This window comes from Synechocystis sp. LKSZ1, assembly GCF_040436315.1.
Lineage (GTDB): Bacteria > Cyanobacteriota > Cyanobacteriia > Cyanobacteriales > Microcystaceae > Synechocystis.
On sequence record NZ_AP031572.1, the window covers coordinates 3558455 to 3570624 of the forward strand.

The following is a 12170-nucleotide window of genomic DNA, read 5'->3' on the forward strand; positions in this document are numbered from 1 at the left end:
TAGGTGGGCAGTTTTGTGGCGTGAATCGAAACAATGGCGAAAATAATCTTTCCAGAGATGGGCTGTGGGACATGGGCCTGGGGAAACCGCTTTCTATGGGGCTATGGCCCGGAGATGGATGCCAGTCTCCAGCAGGTATTTAACTATTGCGTGGGTCAAGGCATCACCCTCTTTGATACGGGGGACTCCTACGGAACCGGCAAACTCCAGGGCCGCAGTGAGGAACTGCTTGGACAATTTGCCACTGCCTACCAAGGGCTTAACCAAGACCGGATTCAACTGGCCACCAAGCTGGCCCCTTACCCCTGGCGACTGACCCCTGCTTCCTTGGTTAAAGCCGGTCTAGCGTCGCAGCAACGCCTCCAGCGGCCCATTGATCTCGCGCAACTCCATTGGTCCACGGCCAACTATGCCCCTTGGCAGGAACGTCCCTTACTGGAAGGTCTGGCTCGACTGTGTGAACAGGGCCAGGCCAAGGTCATTGGCCTATCCAACTTCGGCCCAAAACGTCTGCAGCAGGCCCATCACTTTTTCAGCGATCGCGGCCTAACTATTGCCAGCTTGCAGGTGCAGTACTCTCTGCTGTCCACTTATCCTGTGACGGTACTGGACTTAAAGGCCCTTTGCGATGACTTGGGGATTCAACTGATTGCCTACAGCCCCCTGACCTTAGGCCTTTTAACCGGCAAATATGACCCTACGAACTTACCATCGGGAGTCCGGGGCTTGTTATTCCGGCGGTTATTACCTAAAATCCAACCGCTCCTGTCCCTGCTTCAGGCCATTGCCGATCAACGACAAAAAACACCGGCCCAGGTGGCCTTGAACTGGTGTCTGTGCAAGGGAACCCTGCCGATTCCGGGGGCCAAATCGCTGCAACAGGCCCAGGAAAATGCCGGGGCCTTGGGTTGGCGCTTAGATGATGGCGAAGTATTGGAACTTGACCGCGTCGCTGGGGGCCTAGGCCAAACCATGGTGCAAAATATTTTTCAAAGTCGCTGAAGATACGAAAAAGCCCCCCCCTTTAGTGCGTTGAGGGGGCCATTCAATCCTGTACCCACCGGTTATTCACCCGTGAATAGACACACTATTACAGAACACCAGCGCTGGCTAAACCGAGGATAACGCCGGCCCCTAGAACATGGCCAAAGCTAGCAGTTCCCAGAACCGCCCCCAGGCCAAAACCACCAAAGAGATTGGGAGAGGGCATAGCGGGGCCTTCACTGGGTTTTTGAATCGTGAATTTGCCAATGGCAATGGCAACGATATTGCAGGCGATCATCACAGCGGCCACTTTGGGGCTCCACTCAGCAGTGGTGGGGATAGTCGTAGCCAGTAATAGTAAAGAGGACATGAGATTCTCCAGATAAAAAATAATCAAATTTTGACTTGATTAAATCAGCTATGGTAGGGCCGGGTTTCCCTTCTCCCCTCAATTCTTTGCAAGACTTAACAATTCTCCAGGGAATTCCTGAACGGACATGATAGAGTGGCCAGCGAAACCCTTGGTCAGCGTTCGTTACTTTATGCTGGGTATCCTTGTTTTTCTATTGGGTTTGGGACTCATTTTTGTCTTCCAGAATCGGCAACCGGTAGTTCTTACTTTTCTCGGGGCTAGTCCCAGCCAGGCCCTGTTTAGTTTACAGTTACCCCTTGGCCTCTGGGTGGTTCTCTTCATCGTCGCTGGGGTGCTAACTAGTCTACTAATCTCAGGATTGATCCGCATCAGCCAGCCGACTCCGGCCCCAGCGCCCCAACGGCCCCGTCGCACCCCTCCCCGTCGAGCGCCATCCCCTCCGCCCCCCGCCAGTCCACCCCCATCGGCTAATCCCGCTTGGCAATGGGATAATCCCGTCCCGGAAGTTGACGATTGGATCGTAGAAGAATGGCCCCCGGAGCCAATGCCGCCTCGGCCAACCGAGATGCCACCTCCGGTTAAGCCAGCCCCGGAACCATCGGACTGGAAAGAAGACCGGCCTGAACCAATGGCCCCCCCAACCCCTCCCCCAGTGCAATTGCGGCAATTTGAGGCGTCTCAAACCCCCCAAAAAACAGAACGGCAGGGAACGATCTACTCCGTGACCTATCGAGATGCTCAAACGCCCCGGCCTCAGGATCGCTCAGGGGTTTATGATGCCAATTATCGGGTTTTAAATGCCCCTGCGACCCCGGATGAGCCGGCTAATGATACCGACAGTGACGAGGACTGGATTTAGCACCTCTGTTTTTTCTCCTATTTCAATTCTGGAAACAAGCCCAAATACTTGGCAAAGCCGACAACGGCGGCAACAACGACTCCCCCAATAACGCTACGGATGATAAATTCTAGATTTTCTAGTCGCTTGCTGACCCCAGAGACCTTTTCATCGAGGGCCTTGATGTCTCCAGAAACCTTTTCATCGAGGGCCTTGATGTCTCCAGAAACCTTTTCATTGAGGGCCTTGATGTCTCCCTTTAATTCCACCTGCCCCAGTTTGAGGGTGGTTAAGTCTACCTCGATGCGGTCTAATCGTTGGTCGAGCTTCGAGAGAACATCTTTGAGTTCGGTTTCGATAATAGTGCCCATGGTTTAGAAGTCCTGTCAATCAATGATTAAGCCTTGCCGGAAAGGGGGAGTGACGGCCCTCGCTTGTTTATAGCTTAACTTGCTTCTTACTTCCTTCCCAATGCTCTTTTGCCCTACGGACAAGGGCCGGTCTGATAGGCCAAGGCCAAAATCTTATCCAGGGCCTGCCGTAATTCAGGCAGAGGTGTCCTCGCGTTATTGACGAGGATACTAAAAGTAAGGAGAGAGGCATCCTTTCTTGACAAATAGCCGGATAAACTAACGACTCCTCCCAGGGTGCCAGTCTTAGCAGTTAAATTACCAGCTAAATCGGTATTCAGAAAGCGAGACTTTAACGTTCCCGTTTGCCCCGCCACCGGCAAGGATTGCTTATAAACTGTGGCCCATGGGCTTGCTTGCAGATTCTGAAGGACTTGGGTCAGGAGTCGGGGCGAGGCCAAATTATGACGCGATAGGCCCGAACCATCCCGCAGGGAATAGTCAGAGGCCTTGATGTTCAATTGTTGGAGGGGTTGGGCCAAAAGATTCTGATCCTGAGGCCATAAGCGGGCCAACTGCTGACGCAACGTTTCGGCGTAGAGATTATTGCTCTCTTGGTTAGTCGTTTGAATAAGAGTGCTCAGGGGAGGAGAGGTGATCACCAAGATTAATTTCTGGGCCTCGGTGGTCGGAGAGGATTCAATCCGCTCAGCCTCGATCTGGATGCCCTGTTCCACCAAGATCTGATGCCAGGTAGCCAGGAAATAATCTCTCGGTTTAGGGATAGCGAGATAAGTTACATCGGCCTCTGCTCTGGGGGCCAATTCGCCGCTAATGATCAATTGGCCCTGGCCATAAATGCCTTTTATTTCAGGAGGCCGGGAGGGATTTAGGGCCGTCCGACTACGATTAATGACTTGAAATTGTGCCCCGGCTAGGGGATCTGACCAACGAATATTTAGCGCTTCTCCCGGTTGGCCAGGCGTTAAGGTGAGGGCCACTTGATTTTGGTTGAGAATAGCCCGATTGATGGGGGGGGCATAACCGTAGAGTAAATCATCCCATTCCCAGCTAGGGGGATGATCCTGGGTCGGATCGCTACTATCTTCTAGGATTAACGTCTGGATACGGTTCACCCCCTTGGCCTTTAGGGATTCTGCGGTCGCTCTCAGTTGATCTTCGCTTAGACTAGGGTCTCCCTGGGCCACTAAACGGAGTTGACGCAGGACAGGGCCCTGTCCAGAAGCATAGATGGGAGTTTGAAATTGATAGTCTGGCCCTAGGGCCACCAGGGCGGCGGCCGTCGTTAGCAACTTGACGTTAGAGGCTGGAACAAAAAGCTGGTCTGCATTGCGGGCATAGAGTGGTTCTTGCTCATCACTGGCTTGAAGCAGGATACCCCAATGGGCCTGGGCCAATTCCGGTTGCTGGAGATGAGTATCCACCCGTTGCCGAAAGTCCGCTGGGCACAGGAGGGGAATCGCCCAACTTTTCGAGGCACTCCCCACAATAGTCAGGGCCGAAACAACAAGGTAAAACCAGCGCAGCCCGGCCAGGGGCCGAGTCCCCCCCATGGCACCAGGAAAAAGACCGCTCAAGGATCGTCCAGGGAAATCATTTGGCAACGAGACCAGGCGTTGGTACAGTTGTAGAGAAGCCATTGGCACAATTTTGGGCGATTTGATCAATAATGGCTTGGCATTTGAAGGAGATAGCTTAATCATGTTACCTTTTGGGGTCCCCCGGTCGGATAGTACGGTTCATCCCTGGCGTTCCCAGTTAGACTGTTTTGTCCAGGAACATAAGACGGCCTTAGCGGCCCTGGCCTGGGGCCTGCGCCAAGAGTGGCAAGACCCCCAGCAGTATTTAGGCCTGGATCTCCAGCCAACACCCCATTTTATCTGCTGTCCCTACGATGCCCTCGAAACCCTCAACCAGCGGCTAGACCGCCAGATTCAGGAAATTCTGGGACTACTCCATGGCCATGATCCAGAAACCGAAGTGGCCATTGTCGCCATTGCCCAGGGCCAACTCAAACTCCTCTATTTTCAACCCGATCCCCAGCCGGCCCTGTGCTTTGAACAGCATAACCGTGACCTAGATGCCTTAATTGTTCAATTAGAAACGACCCTCAGCCGTCTAATTACCCTAAGCTAACGCCTATCCCTCTGAGAATTCCATGACAGATATCCAAACCCAACTCCGCGACGAATTAGCCCCCATGGACTGGGAAACGATTATTCCCCACGTCAAGCGAGATGCCGTTATTATCGTTGATCCCAGTCTTGACCTGATTGAAGTTGCCACGGCCATCGCGGAAGACCAAGTGGCTCCTGTGCAAAATTGGATTCAAGCCGGCCTGTTGCATAAACCCTCAACCGCAGACCTCAGTGACTGGAATCACGACCTAAAAAAGGAATTCCAAACCCTGATCGTCCAGCCCTTTGTGCTGATCCAAGACTAGACATTGGCCTCGTTCCAGGCCTGGGCCGCATCCTGGAGGGCCTGGTCTACGGATTTCTGTTTGAGCATCGCCGCCCCTAGATTTTCGTAGATTGCCTTTTGCAGAAGGTTGAGATTTTTCATCGGCGGAATCAGTACCGTTGCTGTTTTTAGTTGACGGGCGCTGACTTGGCGGGCCTGGGCCAGAGTCGAACGATCACCATCCTTTTCTAGGTCTTGGATGTATTGTTCGACCGCTTTGATGTTGGAGGGGAGAACATTGCCTTCCTTGGCAAAGACCAGTTGATTTTCGGCATTGGTGACAAATTGAGCAAACTGAACCGCCGCCTCCTGATTTTTACTATTGCGAGGAATCACCAGATTCATCACCGCCACATTGGTTTGTTGGGTCTGCCCGGTGATTTGAGGGGCCGCGGCCGAAACCTTGGCGATACTGGGGGCATTGGTTTCGATGCTGGCGAGAAATTCTGCTCCTGAGGCCAGGACTGCGGTAGAACCAGCCTGATAAAGCTCAACGGCGTAGCGATGGCCCTGGGTCAATACTTCGGGGGGCAGAAGGCCCTGTTGATAGAGATCCACCCAATACTGAAATGCGGCTTTCCCCGCCGGACTGTTGAAGGCTGCTTTCCCTTGGTCATCGACCAATTTCACGCCCATTTGTACCAGGCTTTCGAGTACTTCGGCAGAGTCGGAGGGGGAAAAGGTAATAAAAAAGGCGTACTTGCCGGTTTTGTCTTTAATGGCCCGGGCTACTTTGGCTAGTTCTGCGTAGGTAGCAGGGGGATTTTTCAGGCCCGCCTTCTGGAAAAGGTCTTGGTTATAAATAGTGATGCGGGTGGTCAGATACCAAGGTAGGCCAAAGGTCGTATCGTCCAACGTATTAGCCTGCCAGATATTGGGCAGGTACTGGGCCTTGACCTCCGGTGAAAGGACTTCGTTAAAATTGAGCCAGGCCTTTTTAGCCGCCAACTGCGATGCAAACTTAGGATTTAGGTTAACCACATCGGGAGCTGTGTTCGCAGATACCGCCGTCAGGATTTTGCTTTCCATAGCTTCCCAGGGCACATCGATCCACTTCACCTCTTTACCCCCCTGGTCTTGACTAAAGCGGCTAATCAGTTGAGTAAAGTAGGGCGTGTATTTGGGTTGGAGTTGCATCGTCCAAAATTCCACCGGCTGGCCCCCTGGCCCGGAAGCAGTGGGAGCTGAGCCCTGACAACCGATGAGCAAGCTGACCATTAGGCCTAAGAATCCCCAGAGCAGGCCCTTGCGCCAGAATTTTGGTATCCGCATGATGATTTCCCGTAAATCTCCTTGAAATTATAGGGGGAAGCGGCTCCCTTCCTGCGGTGCTTCCATGTTCCCCAATAAATTTCCGCTGGGGGCTTGCAAAGCTTAGGAAGGATAGTGTATGTTGGTTAATTGTGACATCGGGGCGTAGCGCAGCTTGGTAGCGCACTACTTTGGGGTAGTAGGGGTCGTGGGTTCAAATCCCGCCGCTCCGATTGTAAACAATTAAATAATTTAGCCTTCCTAAGGTAAAAACTTTATTAGACAATGAGTTGCTTTGATGTTGTGATAACGACTGATGCCGCTCATTTTTTTATACAAATTTACTGTTGGCGCGACGAGAATATACGTTGTATTTGGGAAGCTTAAAAAAACTTTTAGTGTTGTAGTGTCTACAAGTGTGGGCATTGCTGGATTGCGAGACAAAACAAATGGTTGGCAGATTATTACACCCACATCTATGTCTCTGCCAGCACCCACATTTTACAAAACTTATTATCTTATCCCTACAATATCACTATCATTGTTGAGTAGAGTATAGGGCAAAAATGTTATTTCGTTAATGTCTTCACAGAAGTAGAAGGGGGGATTATGAAAGAAAAAAATCCTGTTATCGAAGATCTTAAGAAAGCATGTTATTGCGAAATAATACCCCACATTGAGGAATGGAGTAAAACCCCAGCAGATACATCAAGTGACTTTGATAAGTGCATATATTTAATGGACTCAAATCACTACAGACGATTTGCAGAAAATGCTTGTCGATCATGTAGTAATGTAACTTTTGGGGTTTTAAGTTGGATATATAAAAATACTGCTAATGAAACATCCCTAGCTAATTCTCTCCAGGAGTATCAACTAAACAATTTAGATTTAGCAGAAATACGTAACCATTTATATAGTTGCACCAAATCATTTTTTCCTGTTTTGCAAAACTACGAACGCTTGATGGCAAATTATAAATGTAAATTGCAAGACGCAGGTAAAAGAAGCGAAAATCATGGTGCAGGATGGGGATTATTGGGGGCAGCTATTGGAGGGGCTTTATTGGGGCCTCTAGGCGCTATGCTTGGTGGCTATGGAGGTGGGTATGTTGGAGCGGATATAATTTATAAAGAAATCCGACAAGACTGGAGCGCTATTCTTAATACTTTTCGTTCTATGATAGATGAGTATGATAATTTTGCGAATAAGATAATAAACGAATCATATCAAGTTATGCTTAACTATCAAGATATCTTGGAGGAAGGAGTGAAGCAAATCAAGGAAAAAAGAAGAACTGTATCGCAATTCAATATAGAAGATGTGCCTAAAGATGAGCCTTTATTTTTAGATATTAGTAATGTAAACTCAAATGCTTCTCAAGTTCAATCTAATGGACAATATAAAATGTGTCCTATGTGCGCGGAATATGTAAGACTTTCAGCAAGAATATGCCGATTTTGTCGGCATGAATTCTCATGAAAATAATGGCGAGAATGATAGGTGATTTATGAAATTCGCCTGGTATAGCGGTTTTCATTGAAATGAGGCCTACCCAAGGAGTTTAATTTTTTGATATTGGGCTGAGCGTAGTCGAAGCCCGTACTTCACTTTTGCGCAAACCGCTATGATTTTATTTTTTTTATTTTTTATAAAGTGTTTATGACCATTGCTTTTGATGCTCTTTATTTACTTTGTCCTGGATTTCTACTGAGTCTAATAAAACCCTAGATACTTATACAAAGTATATTGTATACTCAGGGAAAATTTCGAGTCATACCTAACGCTGAAAAGCAAGGCGGCGGCTTACGGTGAACCGGGGCTCGGAACGGCTGTGGTCTCTGGACTAGGGGCCGACTGGGCCTGGAGTTTCAGGGCCTCGGTGGCATTAAGTCCTTCTCCTTGGCTACCAAAATACCAGAGGGCCGCGGTGGCCTCGGCCTGGGTGACAGCTTTTTTGGGTTGGAAGAGGGTCGTAAAGCCCAACATGCGTCGTAAGTTCGCCTGTTCACCATTTTGATAGTCACCGTAGAGGGCCCGCCAGACCTTGGGATCAATTTTGGCTGCATCTTGGAAACCCCAGGTTTCTTTGATATTGTCCAGGCTGGCATTGGGTAGACTCCGCCGCTGGTCGAGGGGAACCTTCCAGAGGATGAGGTCTTCTCGGGTCAGGGGAGCATTGGGACGGAAGAGTGTTGCACTTGGGTCGTTGGTCAAACTAGAGGGAATCAGGCCCGCTTCGGCCAGGCCTTGGATAATAGTAAAATCGGGATCAGCCTGAGGAACATCAGTAAATACTGGGGCTGCATTGGCCTGGGCCGGCCGAATTTGTTTACTGGAAACGTTGAGAAAAAAGCGATTATTAGCCAAGAACAGCCAACGGGCGAAGTCCCGACGACGAACCGGGCTATTGGCCTGAAAATTGGGAGCGGATTGCTCTGTCACAATGTCGAGGGCCTGGAGATCTTGGATGTAGCGTTGAAAGGATTCCGGCAGGCCGGTTAGGTCTACTTGGCCCGCAGGAGAAGGGCTTGGAAAAGGGACGGGTGAGGCTCCAGTGGACGGCAAGGGACTGGAAATAGGAGAGGGACTCGGTGAGACCGTGAGAGAGGGCGTCGGGGTTCCCCCCAAGCTAGGATTAGCGGCTAAGCGATTTTGCAGGTTGTCAGCTCCTCGACAACTACTCAGGAGGCTAGCACTGCCGATTAGCAACAGGCCAAAACGAGACAGTTTAATCATGGTGAGGTTTTTCGGGGGTGAAGCCACTGCTGGACACGCTGTTGCCACTGGGCCAATTTTTTAAGTAAGTAGGGGTATAACCCTCCGTAGATCTTATCAAAGCGATAGTTGAAGAGGAGATCAATCACATCCTGAAAGGAAAAGTATTTGAGATAGGCCACGCCAAGGTCAATTTTTTCATCGCTGTATTCGAGGTAAACGCGCTTGCCAATCTGTTCGGAAGCGTTCCACTTCTGTAAAAAATGGGCTTTCATGGCCTGTTCGTAGCCTTGAAAATTCTCCCGCTGGTTCTGGAGGTAAGCCTCGATGTAGGGGACAGCAATATTGGCCCCTTGCATTGCGTGGCGAATGCCCTCTCCCCCCAAAAAGTTAACGGTGGATACTGCATCGCCAATGGCGATGATATTGTCTTGGCAGTAGATATCCTGGAGGCCACTGGCGTAGTCCAGAATTGAGCCGTGAATTTCAATGGTTTTGTAGGTGTCTAACTTGAGGTAGTCCTTGAGAATGGCCGTTGTGTATTCCCGCAGGGGCCGCAGATCTTTGAGGTGGCGATGCTCCCCTTCAATCCAGGCTGAACCGACCTTGAGTTGCTGGTGATCCATGGGGAAAATCCAGGAATAGCCACGAGGACTCCAGCGATAGCCCAAAAAGAAAACAAGCGTGTCCTGGTATTGGGCATAGGTTTCGGCATCTACTTCAATCAGGTACTCAATGCCGGTGCCTTGATAGAACTGGGGCCGGGCAACTTTCGGCGGATACATGACGGCCCGCGCGTAGCCGGTGGCATCCACTAATACTTGAGTCAGAACGTTGATGGTACTCCCTCCCCGTTGCTTCAGCATCACCAGGGTTTTACCGGCCTCCGGTTGATGGGCCAAGAAACGATGACCGAGCCACACTTGGGCCCCCTGGGCCTGAGCCGTTTCAGCGAGATAGGCCCGTAATTTAGCAAAGTCAAAAACCGCTCCTTGGGGAGCCAGCGCGTGCCAAGTATGTTGTTGCTGACTACTCACCAGAGTCAAATTCCGCCAGTAGCGAGCCACAACACTGTCGGGTAAATCAAACTGGGCCAGGGTTTCCAGGGGAGTTCCGGCGCTGGAGTAATTGTTGTGACGAAAATCCCGGTGTTGCTCCACCAGTAGAACTTGGTAGCCTTTACTGGCCAACAAACGAGCACAATGGCCGCCAGCTGGCCCGGCCCCAATAATCACGACATCAAATTGTTGCATTTGCTTCGATTCCCCCCTAGGTCTTGAGCGATGGTAACCAAGTCACCAGGAAGGGACAGAAAATCACCAATGTCAATACCAAAATTTGGAGCAGGATAAAGGGAATTACCCCCCGATAAATATCCCAGGTGCTAACCGTTGCCGGGGCTACTCCCCGCAGATAAAACAGAGCAAAGCCAAAGGGAGGCGTGAGGAAAGAGGTCTGGAGATTAGTACCGACCACAACGCTGTACCAAACTAAGTCAAGGTTAAGGGCCTCCGCCACGGGCTTGAAGAGGGGTAAAACAATAAAGGCAATTTCAAAAAAGTCGATGAAAAAGCCCAGGATAAAGATGGTGAGCATACTGACGACCATAAAGCCGATTTGACCACCGGGCAGATTGGCTAGCAGGTCAAACATCAGACGGTCGCCGTTGAGGCCACGAAAGACCAAGCTAAAGGCCGTGGAACCCAACAAAATAAAAAGGGCCATGGTGGTAATGCGGAGGGTCGCATCACAGACCTGTTGCAGGGTTTTCCAGCTTAATTGGCGATTGATAAAGGCCAGGGCCGTGGCCCCCACCGAACCAATGGCCCCCGCTTCCGTCGGCGTGGCGATGCCGAAGAAAATACTACCCAACACCAACAGGATTAAGGTCAAGGGCGGAATCATCACCTGTACGACTCGTTTTCGTAGAACGGCCCTGTCAATGTTGCGGACTTCTAGCGGTAGAGCCGGGGCTAGTTCTGGTTTGAGGAAGGCAATGATCAAGACATGGAGCGCAAAGGCCCCCGCCATCATCAGGCCGGGAATCAAGGCCCCAATAAACAGATCGCCAACAGAGGTTCCCATCTGGTCTCCCAGGACGATCAGCACCACGCTAGGGGGAATAATTTGGCCCAGCGTCCCCGACGCGGCAATGACTCCTGTGGCCAGGCCCTTATCGTAGCCGTAGCGCAACATGATCGGCAGGGAAATGAGGCCCATGGCCACTACGGTTGCGGCCACTACCCCCGTGGTTGCCGCAAGCAAAGTTCCCACAATCACCACTGCCAGGGCCAGGCCCCCACGCAGACGACCCATGACAATGCCCATGGTCTCTAGCAACTGCTCAGCGATGCCGGATTTTTCCAGCATGGAACCCAGAAAAATGAAGTAGGGAATAGCCAACAGGGTGGAATTGGCCATAATGCCAAAAATCCGCTGAGGCATAGCCGATAGAAAGATGGGATCAAAAACGCCCAGGGCCGCTCCCAACAGTGCAAAAACAATGGCCACGCCTCCCAGGGCAAAGGCCACGGGATAGCCTGTGAACAAAAATACTAAGGCCCCCAGGAACATGAGGGGGCCTAGCCATTCGTACTCATAGGTTAGGGTCATGCTGTTCCTCCGGTAGAGAACGCAGACCACAGATAATGGCCCAGTTTTTAATCATTTCCGCCAGGCCCTGCAAAATTAACAGGCCAAAACTGACGAGAATCATGGTCTTGATGGGATAGCGGGGCAGGCCACCGGGGTCAGGCGACATTTCCCAAATTTGCCAGGAATTGATCACCGATCCCCAAGAGTAGTAGAGAACCAGGCAACAGAAGGGAATGAGCAAAAAGATTGTTCCCAGGAGATTGACCCAGGCCCGGCCTTTAGGGCCTAAGGTTTTGTAAAAAATATCAACGCGGACATGCTCGTTATGTTGAAGCGCATAGGCGGCCCCCAGCAGAAAAATTAGATCGAATAAGTACCATTGGGCTTCTAGCAGGCCATTAGAAACCAAATTTTGGCCCAGCAGTTTACCGCCGTAACGACCAACAACGTTGCCCACACCAATACCAATCATGGCGACTACTAGCCAACCCGTCAGGCGACCGATCCTATCCATCAGTCGGTCGATCCTATCGGCCAAACGCAATAATATTTGCAAGCTTCCCCCCTCGTCAATCGG

Annotated in this window: 13 protein-coding genes and 1 tRNA gene; 6 read left to right on the forward strand and 8 right to left on the reverse strand. The window is 50.9% G+C overall.

Annotated elements, in window-relative coordinates:
• The first annotated feature begins 33 nt into the window (after positions 1 to 33).
• A complete protein-coding gene (locus ABXS88_RS16110) occupies positions 34 to 1002 on the forward strand; it encodes an aldo/keto reductase (RefSeq protein ID WP_353673062.1) in 969 nt (322 codons plus the stop codon).
• Positions 1003 to 1090: 88 nt separating this feature from the next.
• Here the strand turns inward: ABXS88_RS16110 and psaK are convergent, their stop codons facing one another.
• The gene (gene psaK / locus ABXS88_RS16115) at positions 1091 to 1354 is read right to left on the reverse strand and encodes a photosystem I reaction center subunit PsaK (RefSeq protein ID WP_353673063.1); all 264 of its coding nucleotides are present in this window, start codon (positions 1352 to 1354) and stop codon (positions 1091 to 1093) included.
• 127 nt (positions 1355 to 1481) lie between these two features.
• Between psaK and ABXS88_RS16120 the strand changes: the two genes are divergently transcribed.
• Positions 1482 to 2216 (forward strand): LapA family protein, encoded by a 735-nt coding sequence (locus tag ABXS88_RS16120; protein WP_353673064.1) that lies wholly within the window; start codon positions 1482 to 1484, stop codon positions 2214 to 2216.
• Between the two features lie 17 nt (positions 2217 to 2233).
• On the opposite strand, the gene ABXS88_RS16125 is transcribed toward ABXS88_RS16120, so the two are convergent.
• Together ABXS88_RS16125 and dacB are read right to left on the reverse strand one after the other, a co-directional pair.
• Positions 2234 to 2566 carry a hypothetical protein gene (locus tag ABXS88_RS16125; protein WP_353673065.1) on the reverse strand — a complete coding sequence of 111 codons (333 nt, stop codon included), beginning with the start codon at positions 2564 to 2566 and terminating at the stop codon, positions 2234 to 2236.
• Between the two features lie 113 nt (positions 2567 to 2679).
• Positions 2680 to 4206, reverse strand: coding sequence for a D-alanyl-D-alanine carboxypeptidase/D-alanyl-D-alanine-endopeptidase (gene dacB / locus ABXS88_RS16130; RefSeq protein WP_353673066.1), 1527 nt, complete (start codon positions 4204 to 4206; stop codon positions 2680 to 2682).
• A 61-nt stretch (positions 4207 to 4267) separates the two neighbouring features.
• Between dacB and ABXS88_RS16135 the strand changes: the two genes are divergently transcribed.
• A complete protein-coding gene (locus ABXS88_RS16135; protein ID WP_353673067.1) occupies positions 4268 to 4702 on the forward strand; it encodes a hypothetical protein in 435 nt (144 codons plus the stop codon).
• Between the two features lie 22 nt (positions 4703 to 4724).
• Positions 4725 to 5009, forward strand: coding sequence for a DUF2288 domain-containing protein (locus tag ABXS88_RS16140; RefSeq protein ID WP_353673068.1), 285 nt, complete (start codon positions 4725 to 4727; stop codon positions 5007 to 5009).
• Here the strand turns inward: ABXS88_RS16140 and ABXS88_RS16145 are convergent.
• Positions 5006 to 6301, reverse strand: coding sequence for a sugar ABC transporter substrate-binding protein (locus ABXS88_RS16145; protein WP_353673069.1), 1296 nt, complete (start codon positions 6299 to 6301; stop codon positions 5006 to 5008). The two genes, ABXS88_RS16140 and ABXS88_RS16145, sit on opposite strands and share 4 nt — an antisense overlap.
• 138 nt (positions 6302 to 6439) lie before the next feature.
• Between ABXS88_RS16145 and ABXS88_RS16150 the strand changes: the two genes are divergently transcribed.
• Both ABXS88_RS16150 and ABXS88_RS16155 read left to right on the forward strand, forming a co-directional pair.
• Positions 6440 to 6513: transfer RNA gene (locus ABXS88_RS16150), tRNA-Pro, on the forward strand.
• Positions 6514 to 6889: 376 nt separating this feature from the next.
• A complete protein-coding gene (locus ABXS88_RS16155) occupies positions 6890 to 7762 on the forward strand; it encodes a hypothetical protein (RefSeq protein ID WP_353673070.1) in 873 nt (290 codons plus the stop codon).
• A 324-nt stretch (positions 7763 to 8086) separates the two neighbouring features.
• Here the strand turns inward: ABXS88_RS16155 and ABXS88_RS16160 are convergent, their stop codons facing one another.
• From ABXS88_RS16160 to ABXS88_RS16175, 4 genes are read right to left on the reverse strand one after another with little or no spacing between them, the layout of a single operon-like run.
• Entirely contained in the window at positions 8087 to 9019 is a 933-nt protein-coding gene (locus ABXS88_RS16160; protein WP_353673071.1) for an S-layer homology domain-containing protein, read from the reverse strand.
• Positions 9016 to 10251: an NAD(P)/FAD-dependent oxidoreductase gene (locus ABXS88_RS16165; RefSeq protein WP_353673072.1), complete on the reverse strand. Its 1236-nt coding sequence runs from the start codon at positions 10249 to 10251 to the stop codon at positions 9016 to 9018. Before ABXS88_RS16165 ends, ABXS88_RS16160 begins: the two co-directional genes overlap by 4 nt.
• 16 nt (positions 10252 to 10267) lie before the next feature.
• A complete protein-coding gene (locus ABXS88_RS16170) occupies positions 10268 to 11611 on the reverse strand; it encodes a TRAP transporter large permease subunit (RefSeq protein WP_353673073.1) in 1344 nt (447 codons plus the stop codon).
• A complete protein-coding gene (locus tag ABXS88_RS16175) occupies positions 11595 to 12149 on the reverse strand; it encodes a TRAP transporter small permease subunit (RefSeq protein WP_353673074.1) in 555 nt (184 codons plus the stop codon). The genes ABXS88_RS16170 and ABXS88_RS16175 overlap by 17 nt, the downstream gene beginning before the upstream one ends.
• Positions 12150 to 12170: the final 21 nt, after the last annotated feature.

Bases quoted from the DNA above. Each gene is read 5' to 3' on its own strand.
- ABXS88_RS16135 (WP_353673067.1), top strand. From the start codon at position 4,268: ATGTTACCTTTTGGGGTCCCCCGGTCGGATAGTACGGTTCATCCCTGG.
- dacB (WP_353673066.1), bottom strand. From the start codon at position 4,206: ATGGCTTCTCTACAACTGTACCAACGCCTGGTCTCGTTGCCAAATGAT.
- ABXS88_RS16145 (WP_353673069.1), bottom strand. From the start codon at position 6,301: ATGCGGATACCAAAATTCTGGCGCAAGGGCCTGCTCTGGGGATTCTTA.
- ABXS88_RS16120 (WP_353673064.1), top strand. From the start codon at position 1,482: ATGATAGAGTGGCCAGCGAAACCCTTGGTCAGCGTTCGTTACTTTATG.
- psaK (WP_353673063.1), bottom strand. From the start codon at position 1,354: ATGTCCTCTTTACTATTACTGGCTACGACTATCCCCACCACTGCTGAG.
- ABXS88_RS16125 (WP_353673065.1), bottom strand. From the start codon at position 2,566: ATGGGCACTATTATCGAAACCGAACTCAAAGATGTTCTCTCGAAGCTC.
- ABXS88_RS16170 (WP_353673073.1), bottom strand. From the start codon at position 11,611: ATGACCCTAACCTATGAGTACGAATGGCTAGGCCCCCTCATGTTCCTG.
- ABXS88_RS16110 (WP_353673062.1), top strand. From the start codon at position 34: ATGGCGAAAATAATCTTTCCAGAGATGGGCTGTGGGACATGGGCCTGG.
- ABXS88_RS16165 (WP_353673072.1), bottom strand. From the start codon at position 10,251: ATGCAACAATTTGATGTCGTGATTATTGGGGCCGGGCCAGCTGGCGGC.
- ABXS88_RS16155 (WP_353673070.1), top strand. From the start codon at position 6,890: ATGAAAGAAAAAAATCCTGTTATCGAAGATCTTAAGAAAGCATGTTAT.
- ABXS88_RS16160 (WP_353673071.1), bottom strand. From the start codon at position 9,019: ATGATTAAACTGTCTCGTTTTGGCCTGTTGCTAATCGGCAGTGCTAGC.
- ABXS88_RS16140 (WP_353673068.1), top strand. From the start codon at position 4,725: ATGACAGATATCCAAACCCAACTCCGCGACGAATTAGCCCCCATGGAC.